The sequence below is a fragment of the Sphingobacterium arenae genome (assembly GCF_014692505.1).
GTDB lineage: Bacteria > Bacteroidota > Bacteroidia > Sphingobacteriales > Sphingobacteriaceae > Sphingobacterium > Sphingobacterium arenae.
Genome location: NZ_JACNYK010000003.1, coordinates 317,171 through 334,020, shown reverse-complemented (window position 1 = coordinate 334,020; position 16,850 = coordinate 317,171). Strand labels below are relative to the sequence as shown.

General features: G+C 40.5%; 14 protein-coding genes. 4 read left to right on the top strand and 10 right to left on the bottom strand.

What is annotated here, in order from left to right; translation table 11 throughout:
- Positions 1-36: 36 nt before the first annotated feature.
- Positions 37-3,210: an efflux RND transporter permease subunit gene (locus H8B17_RS13685; RefSeq protein ID WP_190309779.1), complete on the top strand. Its 3,174-nt coding sequence runs from the start codon at positions 37-39 to the stop codon at positions 3,208-3,210.
- 71 nt (positions 3,211-3,281) lie between these two features.
- Here the strand turns inward: H8B17_RS13685 and H8B17_RS13680 are convergent, their stop codons facing one another.
- Positions 3,282-3,989: a methyltransferase domain-containing protein gene (locus H8B17_RS13680; protein ID WP_190309778.1), complete on the bottom strand. Its 708-nt coding sequence runs from the start codon at positions 3,987-3,989 to the stop codon at positions 3,282-3,284.
- A 258-nt stretch (positions 3,990-4,247) separates the two neighbouring features.
- On the opposite strand from H8B17_RS13680, the gene H8B17_RS13675 reads away from it, so the two are divergent.
- Positions 4,248-4,751, top strand: coding sequence for a hypothetical protein (locus tag H8B17_RS13675; protein ID WP_190309777.1), 504 nt, complete (start codon positions 4,248-4,250; stop codon positions 4,749-4,751).
- Between the two features lie 16 nt (positions 4,752-4,767).
- Complete coding sequence (locus tag H8B17_RS13670) at positions 4,768-5,607, top strand: MBL fold metallo-hydrolase (RefSeq protein ID WP_190309776.1); 840 nt, start codon at positions 4,768-4,770, stop codon at positions 5,605-5,607.
- Between the two features lie 26 nt (positions 5,608-5,633).
- Here the strand turns inward: H8B17_RS13670 and H8B17_RS13665 are convergent, their stop codons facing one another.
- The 9 genes from H8B17_RS13665 to H8B17_RS13625 form a co-directional block, all read right to left on the bottom strand.
- Entirely contained in the window at positions 5,634-6,050 is a 417-nt protein-coding gene (locus tag H8B17_RS13665; RefSeq protein WP_190309775.1) for an SH3 domain-containing protein, read from the bottom strand.
- Between the two features lie 117 nt (positions 6,051-6,167).
- On the bottom strand, positions 6,168-6,620 hold the full coding sequence (locus H8B17_RS13660; RefSeq protein WP_190309774.1) for a hypothetical protein: 453 nt from the start codon (positions 6,618-6,620) through the stop codon (positions 6,168-6,170).
- 105 nt (positions 6,621-6,725) lie between these two features.
- On the bottom strand, positions 6,726-7,280 hold the full coding sequence (locus H8B17_RS13655; RefSeq protein ID WP_190309773.1) for a hypothetical protein: 555 nt from the start codon (positions 7,278-7,280) through the stop codon (positions 6,726-6,728).
- A gap of 72 nt (positions 7,281-7,352) precedes the next feature.
- On the bottom strand, positions 7,353-8,237 hold the full coding sequence (locus H8B17_RS13650) for a bifunctional 5,10-methylenetetrahydrofolate dehydrogenase/5,10-methenyltetrahydrofolate cyclohydrolase (protein WP_190309772.1): 885 nt from the start codon (positions 8,235-8,237) through the stop codon (positions 7,353-7,355).
- Between the two features lie 24 nt (positions 8,238-8,261).
- Positions 8,262-10,052, bottom strand: coding sequence for a translation elongation factor 4 (lepA, locus tag H8B17_RS13645; protein ID WP_190309771.1), 1,791 nt, complete (start codon positions 10,050-10,052; stop codon positions 8,262-8,264).
- A 142-nt stretch (positions 10,053-10,194) separates the two neighbouring features.
- Entirely contained in the window at positions 10,195-11,532 is a 1,338-nt protein-coding gene (locus tag H8B17_RS13640; RefSeq protein WP_190309770.1) for an ammonium transporter, read from the bottom strand.
- A 298-nt stretch (positions 11,533-11,830) separates the two neighbouring features.
- The gene (gene murA, locus H8B17_RS13635; RefSeq protein WP_190309769.1) at positions 11,831-13,153 is read right to left on the bottom strand and encodes a UDP-N-acetylglucosamine 1-carboxyvinyltransferase; all 1,323 of its coding nucleotides are present in this window, start codon (positions 13,151-13,153) and stop codon (positions 11,831-11,833) included.
- Between the two features lie 98 nt (positions 13,154-13,251).
- Positions 13,252-13,944, bottom strand: coding sequence for a DUF4290 domain-containing protein (locus tag H8B17_RS13630; RefSeq protein WP_190309768.1), 693 nt, complete (start codon positions 13,942-13,944; stop codon positions 13,252-13,254).
- Between the two features lie 59 nt (positions 13,945-14,003).
- Entirely contained in the window at positions 14,004-16,280 is a 2,277-nt protein-coding gene (locus H8B17_RS13625) for an ATP-dependent helicase (RefSeq protein ID WP_190309767.1), read from the bottom strand.
- A 235-nt stretch (positions 16,281-16,515) separates the two neighbouring features.
- On the opposite strand from H8B17_RS13625, the gene H8B17_RS13620 reads away from it, so the two are divergent.
- Positions 16,516-16,794 (top strand): SelT/SelW/SelH family protein, encoded by a 279-nt coding sequence (locus H8B17_RS13620; protein ID WP_190309766.1) that lies wholly within the window; start codon positions 16,516-16,518, stop codon positions 16,792-16,794.
- Positions 16,795-16,850 lie beyond the last annotated feature (56 nt).

The window sequence follows — 16,850 nt, the reverse complement described above, 5'->3', positions numbered from 1 at the left end:
TTGTTGTAGGCCCCTAAATAAGTATAATAGAAAAATATGATATCAGAAGTTTTTATAAGAAGGCCCGTCACGGCAATCGTTATCTCGATATTGATTATGATTATCGGTACGATTTCTATCATGACGCTGCCTATCAGCCAATATCCCTCCATTGCCCCACCCACCGTTACGGTAACAGCGAACTACACAGGTGCGGATGCACAAACCGTCGAGCAGACAGTAACCACTCCCATTGAGAGCCAAATTAATGGTACGCCGGGAATGATATATATGTCGTCTAATAGTACTTCTAACGGACAGTCGAGCATAACCGTCACATTTGAAGTGGGTACAGATATTGATATAGCGACCCTTGACGTGCAGAACCGCGTGGGTATTGCCGAACCTGTTTTGCCAGAAGCCGTACGTCGCCTAGGAGTAACCACCCGTAAAGCTAATACCGATATTTTGATGCTTGTGTCTTTGGTGTCGCCTAATGGTACACGAGACGATAAATTCTTAGCAAACTACGCCAATTTATATATTAAAGATGCGATTATGCGGGTGAAGGGAGTTGGGGATGTAACAGCCTTTGGACAACCATTCGCAATGCGAGTTTGGTTAGATGCAAATAAATTGACGGCGTTAAACCTGACGCCTACTGATGTATCTAATGCCATTTCCGAGCAAAACCTTCGTATGCCTGGCGGTTCCGTCGGAGCGCCTCCACAGTACAATTCCCAAGTTTTTGAATATCCAGTCATTACCGACTCGGACTTATCCGAAATAGAGGATTTTGAAGAGATCATCGTAAAGACAAATCCTACAGATGGATCTATCGTTCAGTTAAAGGATGTTGCCCGGGTCGAATTGGGACAGTTCAATTACGCTACTACAACACGCGTTAATGGCATGCGTTCGACGGGTATGATGGTTGCCCAAACACCTGGTGGGAATGCGGTGGAAACCGCAGACGGTATTTACGCGGCTTTAGAAGAACTAAAACAGTCCTTTCCGCCTGATGTCGACTATGTTGTGGGTTACGAAACGGTATCTGTTGTAAATGCGTCGATCGAATCCGTAATACATACCCTCGTCGAAGCATTGTTGTTAGTAACCGTCGTTGTTTTCTTCTTCCTACAGTCGTGGAGGGCTACCTTAATCCCGGTTTTGGCAATTCCAGTGTCAATCGTCGGTACCTTTATTTTCTTTACACTTTTTGGGTTTTCCATAAACAACCTTACTTTATTGGCTTTTGTACTTGCCATTGGAATTGTTGTGGACGACGCCATTGTAGTCGTGGAGGCTGTACAACACTATATCGATCATTATAAAATGGATGCTAAGGAAGCAACCCGTCACGCCATGAAAGATATTACAGCGCCAGTTATCGCAATTGGATTTATTTTGGCCGCGGTTTTTGTGCCCGTAGGTTTTATTCCAGGCATGGTCGGACAACTTTACCAACAGTTTGCGATTACGATAGCTGTGTCGGTATTAATATCAGCCTTCGTCGCGCTTTCTCTAACACCAGCTTTATGTTCCATCATGTTAAAGCCAACTGCTGTAAACAAAGATGCTAAAGGCTTGAATAAATTCTTTTATAAATTCAATTTATGGTTCGAACGAGTAACCTTTAAATACTCGAGGGGAGTCAAAAATATGATTCGCAGAGCACCTCTTGCGCTTATTATTTTGTTGTGTTTATACGTTGGAACGGGATATATGTTCCAAATCAAACCCACCGGCTTTATTCCTACCGAAGATAACGGGATGTTCTTCGCGGGAGTAACACTGCCCGAAGGCTCCTCCGCGAGTCGTACGGGGGAGGTATTGGACGAATTAGAAGCAGATCTTCGAAAGGACTACCCTGAAATACAACACATTACACTTATATCAGGCATCAATATATTGAATAGATCGTTCAAATCAAACGGGGCAACATTATTTGTATCCTTGAAACCCTGGTCAGAACGTAAGCGCACGGCAGCGGAAGTTGCAGGCGGAATCATGGGAAAATACGCACATTATGATAAAGCAAATGTACTTGCTGTAACTCCTCCAGCCATACCTGGTTTAGGTACTTCCGGCGGGTTCTCCCTGATGATCCAAGACCATCAGACGGTCGATATCAAACAGTTTGAAAGCGTTGTAGGCCAATTCTTAGCTGCAGCAAATCAACGACCGGAAATAGGTATGGCGTATACGTTGTTTAACTCAAACTCGCCCAATTTTAAAATTTCTGTTAATAGAGAACAAGCGAAAAGAATGTCTGTTCCGGTTTCGTCTATTTACAGTACGATTTCGGCGTACCTAGGTTCGGCTTATGTCAATGACTTCACTCGATACGGACGTAACTTCCGCGTCGTAACACAAGCAGATCAGGATTTCCGAATGAACATTGAAGATCTCAATAAGTTATTTGTAAATAACATCAGTGGAAATCCGGTCCCCTTGAGCACGCTTATTTCTTGGGAATTGGTACAAAACCCCTCTATCATCAATCATTACAATATTTTTAGAAGTATTGAAGTAAGTGGTTCTGCAGCACCGGGATACAGTTCTGGAGATGCATTACGGGCTCTAGAAGAAGTAGCCGCACAAACATTACCTAACGGATATGGGTACGACTTTTCAGGATTATCGTTACAAGAAAAACAGTCAGGTAATATGACCGTGATGATCTTTGCTTTATGTATTGTATTCGTATTCCTCTTGCTTGCCTCACTATATGAAAGCTGGTCTGTTCCGTTTTCAATTTTGTTATCCGTACCTTTGGGTGTATTTGGAGCAATCTTGACATTATTGTTCATCCCCGCATTGGACAACAACATATACGCACAGATTGGTTTGGTGACGATTATTGGTTTAGCTTGTAAAAATGCGATCTTGATTGTAGAGTTTGCGAAAGAGCGTGTGGACATTGGGATGCCACTATTGGATGCGACATTGGATGCTGTGAAATTGCGGCTGAGGCCCATCATTATGACCTCTTTCGCATTTATTTTGGGTATTATTCCCTTAATGATATCTACTGGTGCAGGTGCATTCTCTCGTCAGACTATCGGCTGGACGGTATTCGGCGGAATGGGTGCAGCTACCTTAATTGGTATCTTTATTATTCCGGTATTATTTTATGTCATTACGAAACTTGCCTACGGAAAGAAAAAGCTTGCTGAATTGGAAGCTAATTTTGACCCCGAACGGGCGAAGAACTTAAGCTCACATTAAGCGTATAATTGACAAAAAGAAAAGGGCGCCCATGGTGGGCGTCCTTTTCTTTTATATAAGTCGTACTTTGTTTATTTGAACCCTACAAAAGAGGCAAAGCATAAATGTTTGTGTAATATATCAACTTTTTTAAATCCAACCTTTTCCAATAGCTGTAGTTGGTACATCAAACTACGGGGAGAGTCTTCTTTCTCGATGTAAGCAAATACGTGATCTCTATAATCCCGATCTTTTAACTGCTCCAAATACTTACCATACAAATCATGATAGATATATTGTTGTAATATGGTGTCTGTCTGATGTACTAAATCAAAGATCCATACACTACCACCGTCATTGAGCAAATTAAATAACTTTTTAAATGTTGTTTCCCAATCGACATCGTCTCTTAGATGGTGCAGCACAGCTGTCGCGATAATCACATCATACTTATCTGTACCAAAATCAACTGTTCTAAAATCGCCTTTGAGTGCATTCACTTTTCCTAATGTTGCCTCACCAACCCTTTCTAACGCCTTATCTAACATCGGCTGACTTAAATCCAGCAATGTAATATCGATATCGACGACTTTTTGTGCTAATTTTACCATATAATTTCCGGCACCACACCCTATATCCAGTACAGCTTTTAGCTTGGGGGAGCAACGGACGATTGACTCTGTTATAAGTTCCATGTTGAACGCTGCATCGAGCGTTGTTTGCTGTCCAGTTTCCAATTTAGAGAACCGCGCTACATCTTTATCAAACCGTTCTTCGATTTCTTGAATTGTTGATTTCATCCTTTTAATTATTTTCCATAAAAAAAATTATCGCCAATAAGAGCCTGTTTCAAATTTAACTAATCATTTTTTTTACGCCTCTTTTTGGCTGCAACTTCGTTAAATTTTATCGAGATAGCTTCCAATAAACCACATAACACTTATGAATACAGATAAGAACAAACACCTATTAATAATTCATTTTTATATTATGCGCAATTAAATTGCATATAAAGATAAATTTATTTAGGTTTATAGTGTAATAAAATCAAAAAGGTGATGGACAAATTTCAAGAAATAATACAAAAAGCTACTAGACAAGAGGTTAGCAATAACACTAACATCAACGATAGCCTAGAAAGCGATGTCGTTCAAGCTACGGGCTCTTCCTTGATGGACGGATTAAAATCCGCTGTTTCAGGTGGAAATTTAGGCGATTTAACCAGTATGTTCGGTCATACAGATAAAAATACTTTGACGTCAAATCCAATAGTGCAAAATATTATTTCGTCTCTAAGCGCTAAATTGGGCAATGCCGGTTTAGACGGTGGTACTGCTGGAGGTTTTGCGAGTAGCATTATACCGCAGATTATTAGCATGATCTCTAATAAAGTGCAAAGTGGGGACTTCAACGTCAGTGAAATCATAGGCTCCCTTACGGGAGGTGATGCGGGTTCGGCTTTAGACCAAAATGGTGATGGTAAGGTGGGTATTGACGATGCAATAAGCGCCGTTACAAAAGGAAAATTAGGCGATGCGTTAGGCGGGCTATTTAAAAAGTAGATACTCTACGCGTGACATGAAGCTATACACTATTGAAACTGGATTTTTTAAGCTAGATGGCGGAGCCATGTTCGGTGTGGTGCCTAAATCTTTATGGCAACGTACCAACCCTGCTGACGAGCGGAATCTATGTACTTGGACGAATAGATTATTGCTTATTGAAGACAATAAACAACTCATTTTAGTGGACACCGCGATAGGTGATAAACAAGATGAAAAGTTCTTCAGCCATTATTTTCTCCACGGTGATGCCACATTGGATAATTCGTTAAGGAAATATGGCTTTCATCGGGATGATATTACAGATATAATCTTGACACATCTCCACTTCGACCATTGTGGAGGTGCCGTCAAAAGGGACGGGGACCACTTCGTACCCGCGTTTAAAAACGCACGTTTCTGGAGCAATGAAAAACATTGGAATTGGGCGGTACATCCCAATCCTAGAGAAAGAGCATCCTTTCTCAGCGAGAATATTCTTCCGATTCAGGAAAGTGGTCAATTAAATTTTATAAAAGAAGAGGTGCCCTTCTCTCCTAACATTGACATTCGCTATACAAATGGGCATACGGAAGCAATGATGCTACCACAAATTCGCTATCAAGGGAAAACTATCCTGTATATGGCGGACTTACTGCCTTCTGTCGGCCACATCCCCCTCCCCTATGTTATGGGATACGATGTACGTCCGTTGGTTACTATGGAAGAACGGCAAGATTATTGGCAAGAAATTGTCGATAATGAATATATTCTATTTCTAGAACACGATCCCGTTAATGCCTGTTGTACATTGCAGCAAACAGAAAAAGGAATTCGATTGAAAGAAACGTTCCGACTAGAGGAAATCTTTGACTAATTTTCTTCACTTCCAGGGATCCCCATCTACACAAGTTCAATATTCTGCGCGTAGCAATATCCCTCACTGTTGTTCGTGCGCACAAGCCACCAATACACATTGGTCCGGCTAAGGATAATTACTATTTCTTGTCTTTGGACTTTGTCGATGATAGGCGACTCTACTCCAGGCCCTTTGTGAATATTTAGGATAGGTTCTTCTACGATCATGTATGCTTTACAACCTTTTACAGTAGCCAAAACTTCTATATCTAGTGACACTTCCCGTGATATAAAATTAGGATCAATTTGGCTATAGATATCCCACAACTTATCTTTTACTTCCGCACTGGGAGCTGCTCCTTTAATAATTAAAATGCTGTCTTGCTCCATGAACTGAACTCCTCCGGTTACCAAGTTCTCGGCAGCAGTAATAAGAGATTTATATTTATTCAGAAGTGCCATATCCATACCGTTATCTTACAAGAATTCTATAAACTCAACAAAGCGATCAGCAATTTACTAGTGGAACAACAAATAGGGCGCTATTGTTTTCCATGATGGCGTGATTGCCGCCATTCTTCAGTAGACTCCTGTTATAAGTTGCTTCGTTCCATTCAAGGAAATATATTCACCGGTGGCAGCTCCCACCAATAACTTCCCTATGGGTGAGGCAGGAGAAATCACCACAATCTTTTTTCCACCAATCTCTTGTTGCCCTAAACTCACGGCAATAAAGTAGGTTAAATAATCGGTCGTCACTATAGCACCAATTTCGACGTTTTTTTTAATTCCTACCTCTATTTTCTGCAGTAAAATATGATCTTTTCTCGCTTGTGATAGTTGTATATGGAAACGGTTTAAATCTTGTTGTAACATCTCACGCGAGGTTTCATATTTGTCACCAGCACTGCTTTTCGTTTCATTTTCTGTCGCTTCCTGTGCCTGTTGAATAGCAATCGAAATTTCACCTAACCTTTCTTCAATCTTTTTAAAACAACGTCTTAATAACTCTTTTTTAACTCCAATATCCATATAGTGTGTAGAATGCTTATAAAAAAACCTCCCAATAATTCGGGAGGCCTAAAGATATATTTTAATCATAGGATCTACTCGTCACTTAGTAGTCATATCAAACTTTTAGCGATTTTTTAAATCTTCTAACTTCTTATCAGCGTCATCCGCGACCTCATTTGCTTTCTTTCCAGTTTTTTCTATCGCCTTATCGATTGCTTTTCCTGTAGCATCTGCCGCATTTTTGGTAGCATCGACCGTTTTATCATATGCTCTATCTAATGCGTTTCCGGTAGCTTTAGCGGCATCTTTGGTAGCGTCTACAGCTTTGTCTGCGCCTTCTTGTACCTTCACTCCCGCTTCACGAGCCGTTACTTTCGTTTTTTCCCATAAAGTATTTGCCTCGTCATATGTTTTTCGTGCGCTCTTTTCCGCTTCTTTATCTCCTCTCTCGATGGCGTCATCCAAATCGGCCTTGGCTTTATTTACTCTTTCTTCTGCTTTTGCTAACTCCTCCTGCAGATTCGCATGCGCATGATCTTGATGCTCTTCCAGTTTTTCCAGTGTCTGATCCAGTTTCTCGCCTGTCGTCATGTCGCTGTCGGTATCTTTAGGACTATTATTGCAGGACGCAACAACGATAGTACTTACAACAGCCGCTATTAACATTAATTTTTTCATCTTAATAATTTTTAATTATAACAGAGTTAATTATAGCTTGATATACAATTACTATACCAAAAACGAGATACCTTATTTAGGATAGATCGTACCTTTTGCCGCCTCTAGCGTATTCTTCAACAAACCGACGATAGTCATCAGCCCCACCCCCCCGGGAACAGGTGTAATCCAAGATGATTTTTTAGACACCTCATCGAAATCTACATCTCCGTAAAGTTTAAAACCAGATTTTGTCTCCTTAGATTCCTCTCGGTTAATACCTACATCGACCACTACTGCTCCTTCTTTCACCATATCTGCAGTAACAAAATGCTTCCGACCAATGGCTGCAATCACAATGTCGCCAGCAAGCACCTCGTCTTTTAAATTCACTGTTCGACTATGGGTTAACGTCACGGTGCAATTTCCGGGATGGCTATTACGAGCCAATAGTATACTCATCGGTCCCCCAACAATGTTACTACGACCAACCACAACAGCTTTCTTGCCTTCGGTATCGATATTATAGTATTCAAGCATGAGCATAATACCATAGGGGGTAGCCGGCATAAAACAAGGCAGATTACGTTGCATCCGTCCTAAATTAATAGGATGAAAACCGTCCACATCTTTCCGATAATCGATCGTCTCCGTAATCTTTTCCGGATCAATATGCTTTGGCAAAGGCAGTTGGACAATCAGTCCATCGATGTTCGGATCTTTGTTAATCTCCTTTATCTTTGCAATTAACTCTTCCTCTGAAACATCCACATTATAACGGACATTTGTCGACTCAAAACCTACAAGCTCGCAATTGCGCATTTTACTAGCCACATACGTTTCACTTCCGCCATCATTTCCGACTAAAATCGCAACCAAATGCGGCTTTCGTCCGGACTGTGCCGTAAATGCAGCGGCTTCTTTTTTTATATCTTCTTTAATTTTTGCTGACACCAGCTTTCCATCTAATATATTCATCTTGTATTCGTTATTCGATACGCCCTAATCCAATTTTAAAACAGCCATGAATGCAGATTGGGGAATTTCCACATTTCCTACTTGCCGCATTCTCTTTTTCCCTTTCTTCTGTTTTTCCAATAATTTACGTTTTCGGGAGATATCACCTCCGTAGCATTTCGCAGTTACGTCTTTTCGCAAAGCCGAAATGGTTTCTCGTGCAATAATTTTTGCACCAATAGATGCTTGTATACGTATTTCAAATTGCTGCCGCGGTAACAGCTCTTTTAATTTCTCACAAATCCTTTTCCCAAAATCATAGGCGTTACTTCGATGGATAAGAGAGGATAGAGCATCCACAGGTTCGTCGTTCAGACGAATATCCAATCTTACTAAGTCCGATTGACGGTATCCGATTTGGTGATAATCAAACGAGGCGTACCCCTTAGAAATTGTTTTCAATTTATCATAAAAATCAAAAACAATTTCGCCCATCGGCATTTCAAAAGTCAGCTCTACTCGGTCAGACGTTAGATAGGATTGATTGATAATCGTTCCTCTTTTTTGAATACATAAAGACATCACCGGACCGACAAAGTCGGCCTTAGTAATAATATTCGCTTTAATATAAGGCTCTTCGATAAAATCCAGCTTACTCGGATCGGGCAAATCCGATGGATTATGTACAACGACTTCCTCTTTGTTTTTTGTAAGAAAAGCTCGATAAGATACGTTTGGTACCGTGGTAATAACGGTCATGTCAAATTCCCGTTCTAAACGTTCCTGAATTATCTCCATGTGAAGCATTCCCAAAAAGCCACATCGGAAACCGAATCCCAAGGCCGCGGAAGATTCCGGTTCAAAAACCAGCGAAGCATCATTCAATTGCAAACGGTGCATAGATTCACGAAGCTCTTCATAATCTTCCGTATCCACCGGATAAATACCGGCAAAAACCATCGGTTTAACCTCTTCAAAGCCTTTGATTGCTGTTATACAAGGCCTATCACGATGCGTAATGGTATCCCCCACTTTCACCTCACGTGCCTCTTTAATACCAGAGATAATATAGCCTACGTCACCTGTTTTGACAACATCCTTAGCGACCTGATTAAGTTTAAGTGTACCGATTTCATCCGCAAAATATTCCTTCCCTGTCGCCACAAATTTTACTCGGTCTCCTTTTCGAATTTCTCCATTTTCAACTTTAAAGTAAGCCATAATTCCTCTAAAAGAGTTAAAGACAGAGTCAAAAATTAAAGCTTGTAAAGGAGCTTGCGGATCACCAACCGGCGGTGGGACGCGTTCCACAATGGCACTTAAAATATCAGGCACGCCCATTCCGGTTTTACCAGAAGCCGGTATAATTTCTTCACGCTTACCTCCGATCAATTCGATAATCTGGTCTTTGACTTCTTCCGGCATTGCCCCGGGCAAATCCATTTTATTAAGTACGGGAATGATTTCCAAATCGTGCTCCAATGCGAGATATAGATTCGATATAGTTTGCGCCTGAATACCTTGAGAAGCATCCACAATTAACAACGCCCCCTCACATGCTGCTATCGAACGCGATACCTCATAAGAAAAGTCAACGTGTCCCGGCGTATCGATCAAGTTCAAAATATATTGCTCGCCATCTTTGGTGTATTCCATTTGAATGGCATGCGATTTAATCGTTATCCCACGTTCACGCTCTAAATCCATACTGTCCAACAGTTGCGCTTGCGCTTCCCGTTGCGAAATGGTGTTCGTAAACTCCAACAGACGGTCTGCCAATGTGCTTTTCCCGTGGTCGATATGTGCGATAATACAAAAATTACGTATATGCTTCATACAGGTCTTTATCCAATATTCTAATTGGCAAATATAAATTTTTTAAAGGAGATATTGGTGGTAAAAATCATACACTAAAAAAGAAAAGCCGATAAAATCGGCTATTCCTATTGTTTAGTTATTGATCGCTTCTTTATATCCATTAGTTATTAGCGTCGTATGAAAGTCTTTCGCCATGCTGCGACAAATCCAGACCTTCTTCTTCTTCTTGATCACTGACACGCAATGGTGTTATCATATCTGTTACTTTTAGAAGAATGAATGCGACCACGAGAATAAATACGGAGGCTCCGATAAGACCGATAAGATGCGCGAAAAACAGATCCGTCTCTCCATAATATAGACCATTTGCCTCAACTGCCCCATTGATAGCAGAATGTGCAAACACACCTGTTAATAACATACCGACCATTCCCCCAACACCGTGACTAGGGAATACATCTAACGTATCATCTATATTTGATTTTGTACGCCAATCGATCAATAATCGGCTTATAATAGCAGCTACTGCCCCAATAACAATGGAATGTGGAATACTTACAAATCCAGCAGCCGGTGTGATGGCCACCAAACCAACGACGACCCCAATACAAGTACCCATAGCCGAAGGTTTAATGCCTCTTGCAGCGTCAAACAAGATATACATAATAGCTGCCGCTCCAGATGCTGCCGTTGTCGTAGCCATCGCAGTTGCCGCCAGAGCATCCGCAGCGAACGCTGAACCCGCATTAAAACCAAACCAGCCAAACCATAATAGCCCCGTACCTAAAAGTACGTAAGTTATTCTAGCTGGTGTGTGCTCTTTAGCCGTTTTGCCCTGCTTTAAGTAGATAGCGGACGCGAGAGCCGTTAATCCGGCAGACATATGTACTACTGTTCCTCCTGCAAAGTCTAAAACACCCATTTGGAGTAAAACACCGTCTGGATGCCAAGTGGCGTGTGCCAACGGTGCATATATAAAAATAAAGAATAAACAGATAAAAAGAATATAAGAGGTAAAACGAATACGTTCTGCGAAAGCTCCTGTAATAAGCGCCGGTGTAATAATGGCAAACTTGAGTTGAAACATAGCAAATAGTACGAATGGTACGGTAGGAGCTCCATCCCAAGGCTGATGATCTAAAACACCATTAAACATAAAGAATGTCATAGGATTTCCGATAATTCCGCCAAGGGAGTCACCAAACACTAAACTGAACCCAAATGCAAACCATATAACAGCTACGACTGCCATGCATATAAAACTTTGGAGCATAGTAGAAATGACATTTCTTTTTTTCACCATTCCACCATAAAAATAGGCCAGACCAGGAGTCATAATTAAAACCAATGCTGTTGACGTCAACATCCACGCGACATCTGCGGAACTGTATTCATACTCGACCGATCCCGTCGGTAAAGCGGGGTTAAAAAACGCAATAACCACCAAAACAACCATCAATAAGAATGGTAAAAATGATTTTTTCTGATATATAGACATGTTCTTTATGTTTTTACGACACAATAATATGAAAAAACAATAAAATAATCATATAATTTTTAAAAAACATATAATTTTTAATAAAAAAAACAACAAAATAACAAAACAACAACAAAATAACCACGAAAAACAACACAAAAAATATTAAAAACAAAAACACCACAACAAAATAGATAAAATAACAAAAAAATAACCTTTCCGATTGCTGTAATATAAAACAAAATGTCCAGGTATCTGGAAACACCTGGACATTTTTCAAAAAGGTTAAAAGCTGATAAAATATTTTTACACCATCAATTTATAAATGAGGCACCTCCTCTATTCGTCGAATATCAGCTCCCAAAGCTCGTAATCTCTCTTCAATATCTTGGTAGCCACGCTCTATCTGATCAATATTATAGATGGTAGATCTTCCTTGTGCCGATAGCGCAGCAATCAAGAGAGAAACGCCCGCTCGAATATCCGGCGAAGTCATTTCAATACCTCTTAATTTAACTTGTTTATTCAACCCAATGACTGTTGCGCGGTGCGGATCACAAAGAATAATCTGTGCACCCATATCAATTAGTTTATCCACAAAGAACAAACGACTTTCAAACATCTTTTGATGAATCAATACATTTCCTTTTGCCTGGATAGCCGTCACTAAGACAATACTCAATAGATCGGGCGTGAAGCCTGGCCACGGTGCATCCGAAACTGTCAATATAGAGCCATCAATAAAGGTTTCGATTTCATAAGAGTCTTGTGCCGGAATAAAAATATCGTCATTGCGCAATTCAAATTGTATTCCCAACTTCGCAAATACGGTAGGGATAATTCCCAGTTCTGAAAAGCAAACATCTTTAATTGTGATTTCCGATCCGGTCATCGCTGCCAAACCAATAAAAGATCCGATTTCAATCATATCCGGCAACATACGATGGCTTGTTCCTTGCAAGCGATCAACCCCTTCTATCGTCAATAGATTTGACCCGATACCCGATATCTTAGCTCCCATACGGTTTAGCATTTTACATAGCTGTTGCAAATAAGGCTCGCAAGCAGCGTTATAGACGGTTGTAACTCCCTTCGCCAAAACAGCTGCCATCACGATGTTTGCCGTACCGGTTACCGAAGCTTCATCCATCAAGATATACGCTCCTTTTAATTCCGACGCATCCACATTAAAGAAGCTCTTCTCGGCATCGTAGACAAATTTCGCACCTAATTTCTCAAATCCCAAAAAATGCGTATCTAATCTACGCCGACCTATTTTATCTCCCCCAGGTTTCGGAATGGCTGCCTTTCCGAAACGGGCAAGCAGAGGGCCCACAATCATAATAGAACCGCGCAACCCCCCTCCTTTATGCTTAAATTCTTCCGACTGAAAATAATCAATATCAATATTTTTTGCTTCAAATGAATAAGTATCTTTATTGATCCGTTCAACAGAAACACCCAATGCTATCAAAAGGTCAATCAACTTATTTACGTCCTTGATATCGGGAATATTGCTTACAACCACTTTTTCTTCCGTAAGTAATACAGCAGATAATATCTGTAATGCTTCGTTTTTTGCTCCCTGAGGAATAATCTCTCCTTTTAATTTCTTTCCACCGATTATTTCAAATGCGCTCATACTTTATTATAGTGTTTATCTAATATAAAAAAACAAAGAGCAACTGATTAACGATTTTCGCTATACAATTGCCCTCTTATGCAAACAGTCAAAACTACTTATCTTCTATACGAAACCTTTTTAGGTCCGTTTTTTTTCTTGACCATATTTTTTTTCCCACTACTTTTCTGATTATTTTTTTGGTTGTTGTTATTATTAGTAGTAGCTCCACTTTTTGTCCGACTACCTGGAGGCGGTGTTTTAAAATCAAGTTTGGTCAATACGGTATCGGCAGGCAATGTCAATTGTCCGTTAGAAAGTTCAGCTAAATTTTGGATTATATGTTCGTCCTGCACAGTATCCTTATTCCAGGTCATATAGGCCATTTTCATAAAATTAGCAATAGATAAAGCCATACGCTCTCTATTTTCCGGAGCAGATGTAGATAACGCCTTCTCGATCATCCGCTCGACGGTATGTCCATAATGTTTATAGCGGATAGTGTGCTGCGGATAATCCAATAGATCCGGCTTCTTGTGGATAGCATCTCGAGACGGAATAGGATATGGAGAATCTACATCAATCTTAAAATCAGAGATGATATGTAAATGGTCCCATAACTTATGTTTAAAATCCGAAACATCACGTAGATGCGGATTCAACACGCCCATCATGTCGATCACGGTCTGCGCGTATCGGTTTCTCTCTTCTTTCGTAGGGAGTGTGCAAATATAGTCTACCATATTTTGCACATTTCTTCCATATTCTGCCAAAATTAATTTTGACCGTGTACTGTTGTAGTCGAAATCCATAAAGTGTAGTTTTACGCTTAGAAAACGTTACATAAGCGTAGTTTATTGTTTTATCTTGTTTATTGTACTATTCTAAGTTTTGCAAATTTAAGCAACAATTGTTTCTGTCCCAACTCTTTAAAGAAAATAGTTGCTTTTATATCCGGCCGGTTACCTTCAAGATTCACTACTTTTCCAAATCCGAACCGCTCATGCTCTACTTCCATCCCTACTTGCAATGCCGATGTATCTGATGGTGCAAAGCCCGGCGTCGGCATATGCGCCTTTGGCAATATCGAGGTTGTTTTGATCACTTTTGGCTTTGGCTTGGAAAATGATTCCGTGTCTTTCTGCGTCCAGGCCATCCGCTCCGACTGAAAACTACCTGCAGCTTCCATCGTGCTACTCCGTGATTTAAAATCAAGCTCCAAACAAGCTGGATTGAGTTCATCCAAAAAACGGCTAGGCTCGCAGTTATTCAGCGTTCCCCATCGGTAACGAGACGTGGCATAAGATAAGTGCAGTTTTTTCTCCGCGCGTGTCACCGCAACGTAGAAAAGACGTCTCTCTTCCTCCAACTCTGAACGGGAATTGAGAGAAAGCTGCGAAGGAAACAGGTTTTCTTCCAGCCCTACAATGAACACCACCGGAAATTCCAAACCTTTTGAAGCATGTATCGTCATTAACGAAACCGTATCTGCATTGGGATCTTTGTCGTTATCGTCGTTGGTTAATAGGGCTATATCCTGCATAAACACGTCTAAACCTTTCTCTTCAATATCTTCACGTTCAGCAAACTCCTTGATACCGTTCAACAGTTCTTGGATATTTTCATAACGACTAAGCCCTTCCACTGATTTATCTTCATAGAGGTCTTTCAATATACCAGAATGTTGCGCAATATGCATCGCCGTATCAAACGCTGAATTGGTTTTGGCCACCGCTTGGAAACTCTGAATCATCAGACCAAAATTACCTACCGCGTTCGCACTTCGTCCATCGAGAAACATTTGTGCATTGACGACCACATCCCACAATCGATATTGTTGCTGATCGGCAGCTACTAAAACTTTCTCTAAAGTCGTATCCCCTATCCCTCTACGCGGATAGTTGATGACCCGCTTTAAAGCTTCCTCGTCGTTCGGGTTGAACGTCAAACGGAAATATGCTATCAGATCTTTAATTTCTTTACGTTGATAGAAAGATGTACCACCATATAGTTTATAAGGCACATTGATTTTTCGCAGTGCCTCCTCCATCGCACGGGATTGTGCATTTGTTCGGTACAGAATAGCAAAGTCCTTATATCGCAGATTTTTTAATGCGCGTTCCTGCGTAATGGCTTCCGCCACAATTTTCCCTTCTTCATTATCAGAAAACGCACGGGCAACCTTTATTTTTTCCCCATCCTCATTTTCTGAAAAAACATTCTTTTCCAACTGATTTTGGTTCTTCTCAATTACGCTGTTTGCTGCGTTTACGATCATTTTTGTAGAACGATAGTTCTGCTCAAGTTTAAAAACCTGAACGTCTGGATAGTCCTTTTGAAAATTTAGGATATTTTGGATATTCGCACCCCGAAAAGCATAGATACTCTGCGCGTCATCTCCTACCACACAAATATTTTCATTGACCGCAGCTAATCTTTTTACAATAAGATACTGAGAAAAATTCGTATCTTGATACTCATCCACCATCAAGTATCTAAATTGATGCTGGTATTTATGCAACACCTCTGGATATTTATTCAGCAGTACATTTGTTTTAAACAAAAGGTCATCAAAATCCATCGCTCCTGCCCGATAACAACGTTGCGCATAGGTCATATAAATCTGACCCATTTGTGGACGCCCGTTCGCTATGTCTTCGGCCATAATTGCATCGTTCTTGTTGTATTCTTGTGGTGATATTAGATTATTCTTAGCCGAAGAAATACGTCCGTATACGTGATTGGCATTGTATAGCTTATCATCGAGGTTCATCTCTTTTAGAATCGCGCGAATCAGACTTTTGGTATCATCCGTATCATATATTGTAAAATTCTTAGGATAGCCGATAAGTTCTGCTTCTACACGAAGAATGCGGGCAAAAACAGAGTGAAAAGTTCCCATCCATATATTCTTTGCCTCCTGCCCCACAACACGCATAATACGCTCGCGCATCTCCTTTGCAGCTTTATTGGTAAAAGTGAGCACGAGTATATTGAAAGGGTCTACTCCCTTCCGAATCAAATGCGCTACCCGATAAGTGATAACTCTGGTCTTACCCGAACCTGCACCGGCAACAATCATCACTGGTCCTTCCGTCTGCTCCACAGCTGCCCGTTGCGAAGGGTTTAATCCTGCTAAATAATCCAAAATTTTCTCCTAATTTTTTTGACAAGCATTAACAAAAAGTAGCCGTAAAACTAACAAAAATAATTGACTAAAAATAAAGGTTTCTACCCGGGCGAGTAGAAACCTTCGTAAAACCAATTATAACTTACCGCCATGCTCTAGCGGCCTGAATTATGAATTACTAATTTATAGATAACTCGGTATATATACAAGAAAAAATATATATTTATTTTCAAACAAAATAATCTGCATAAATATGAAACCCACGATCACCATTTTATACTGTCCAAAATGCGGATGGTTGCTGCGCTCTGCCTATATCGCGCAAGAAATATTAACTACATTTGTAGATGACCTTTATGGTGTCACGTTAGTGCCAAGTGAAATAAGCGGTCGTTTTTCTGTAACAATTGATGGAGAAGTTCTTTTTGATCGGAAAACTGAGGGACGATTTCCGGAAATTAAGGAGCTAAAACAATTGGTTCGCGATGTAGTCAATCCGAATAAAGACTTAGGGCATTCTGACAAGAAATAAGAGGAAGTTCACACTTCTTAACAGATTCTGGCATTAATTTCATTAATTTTAATCTC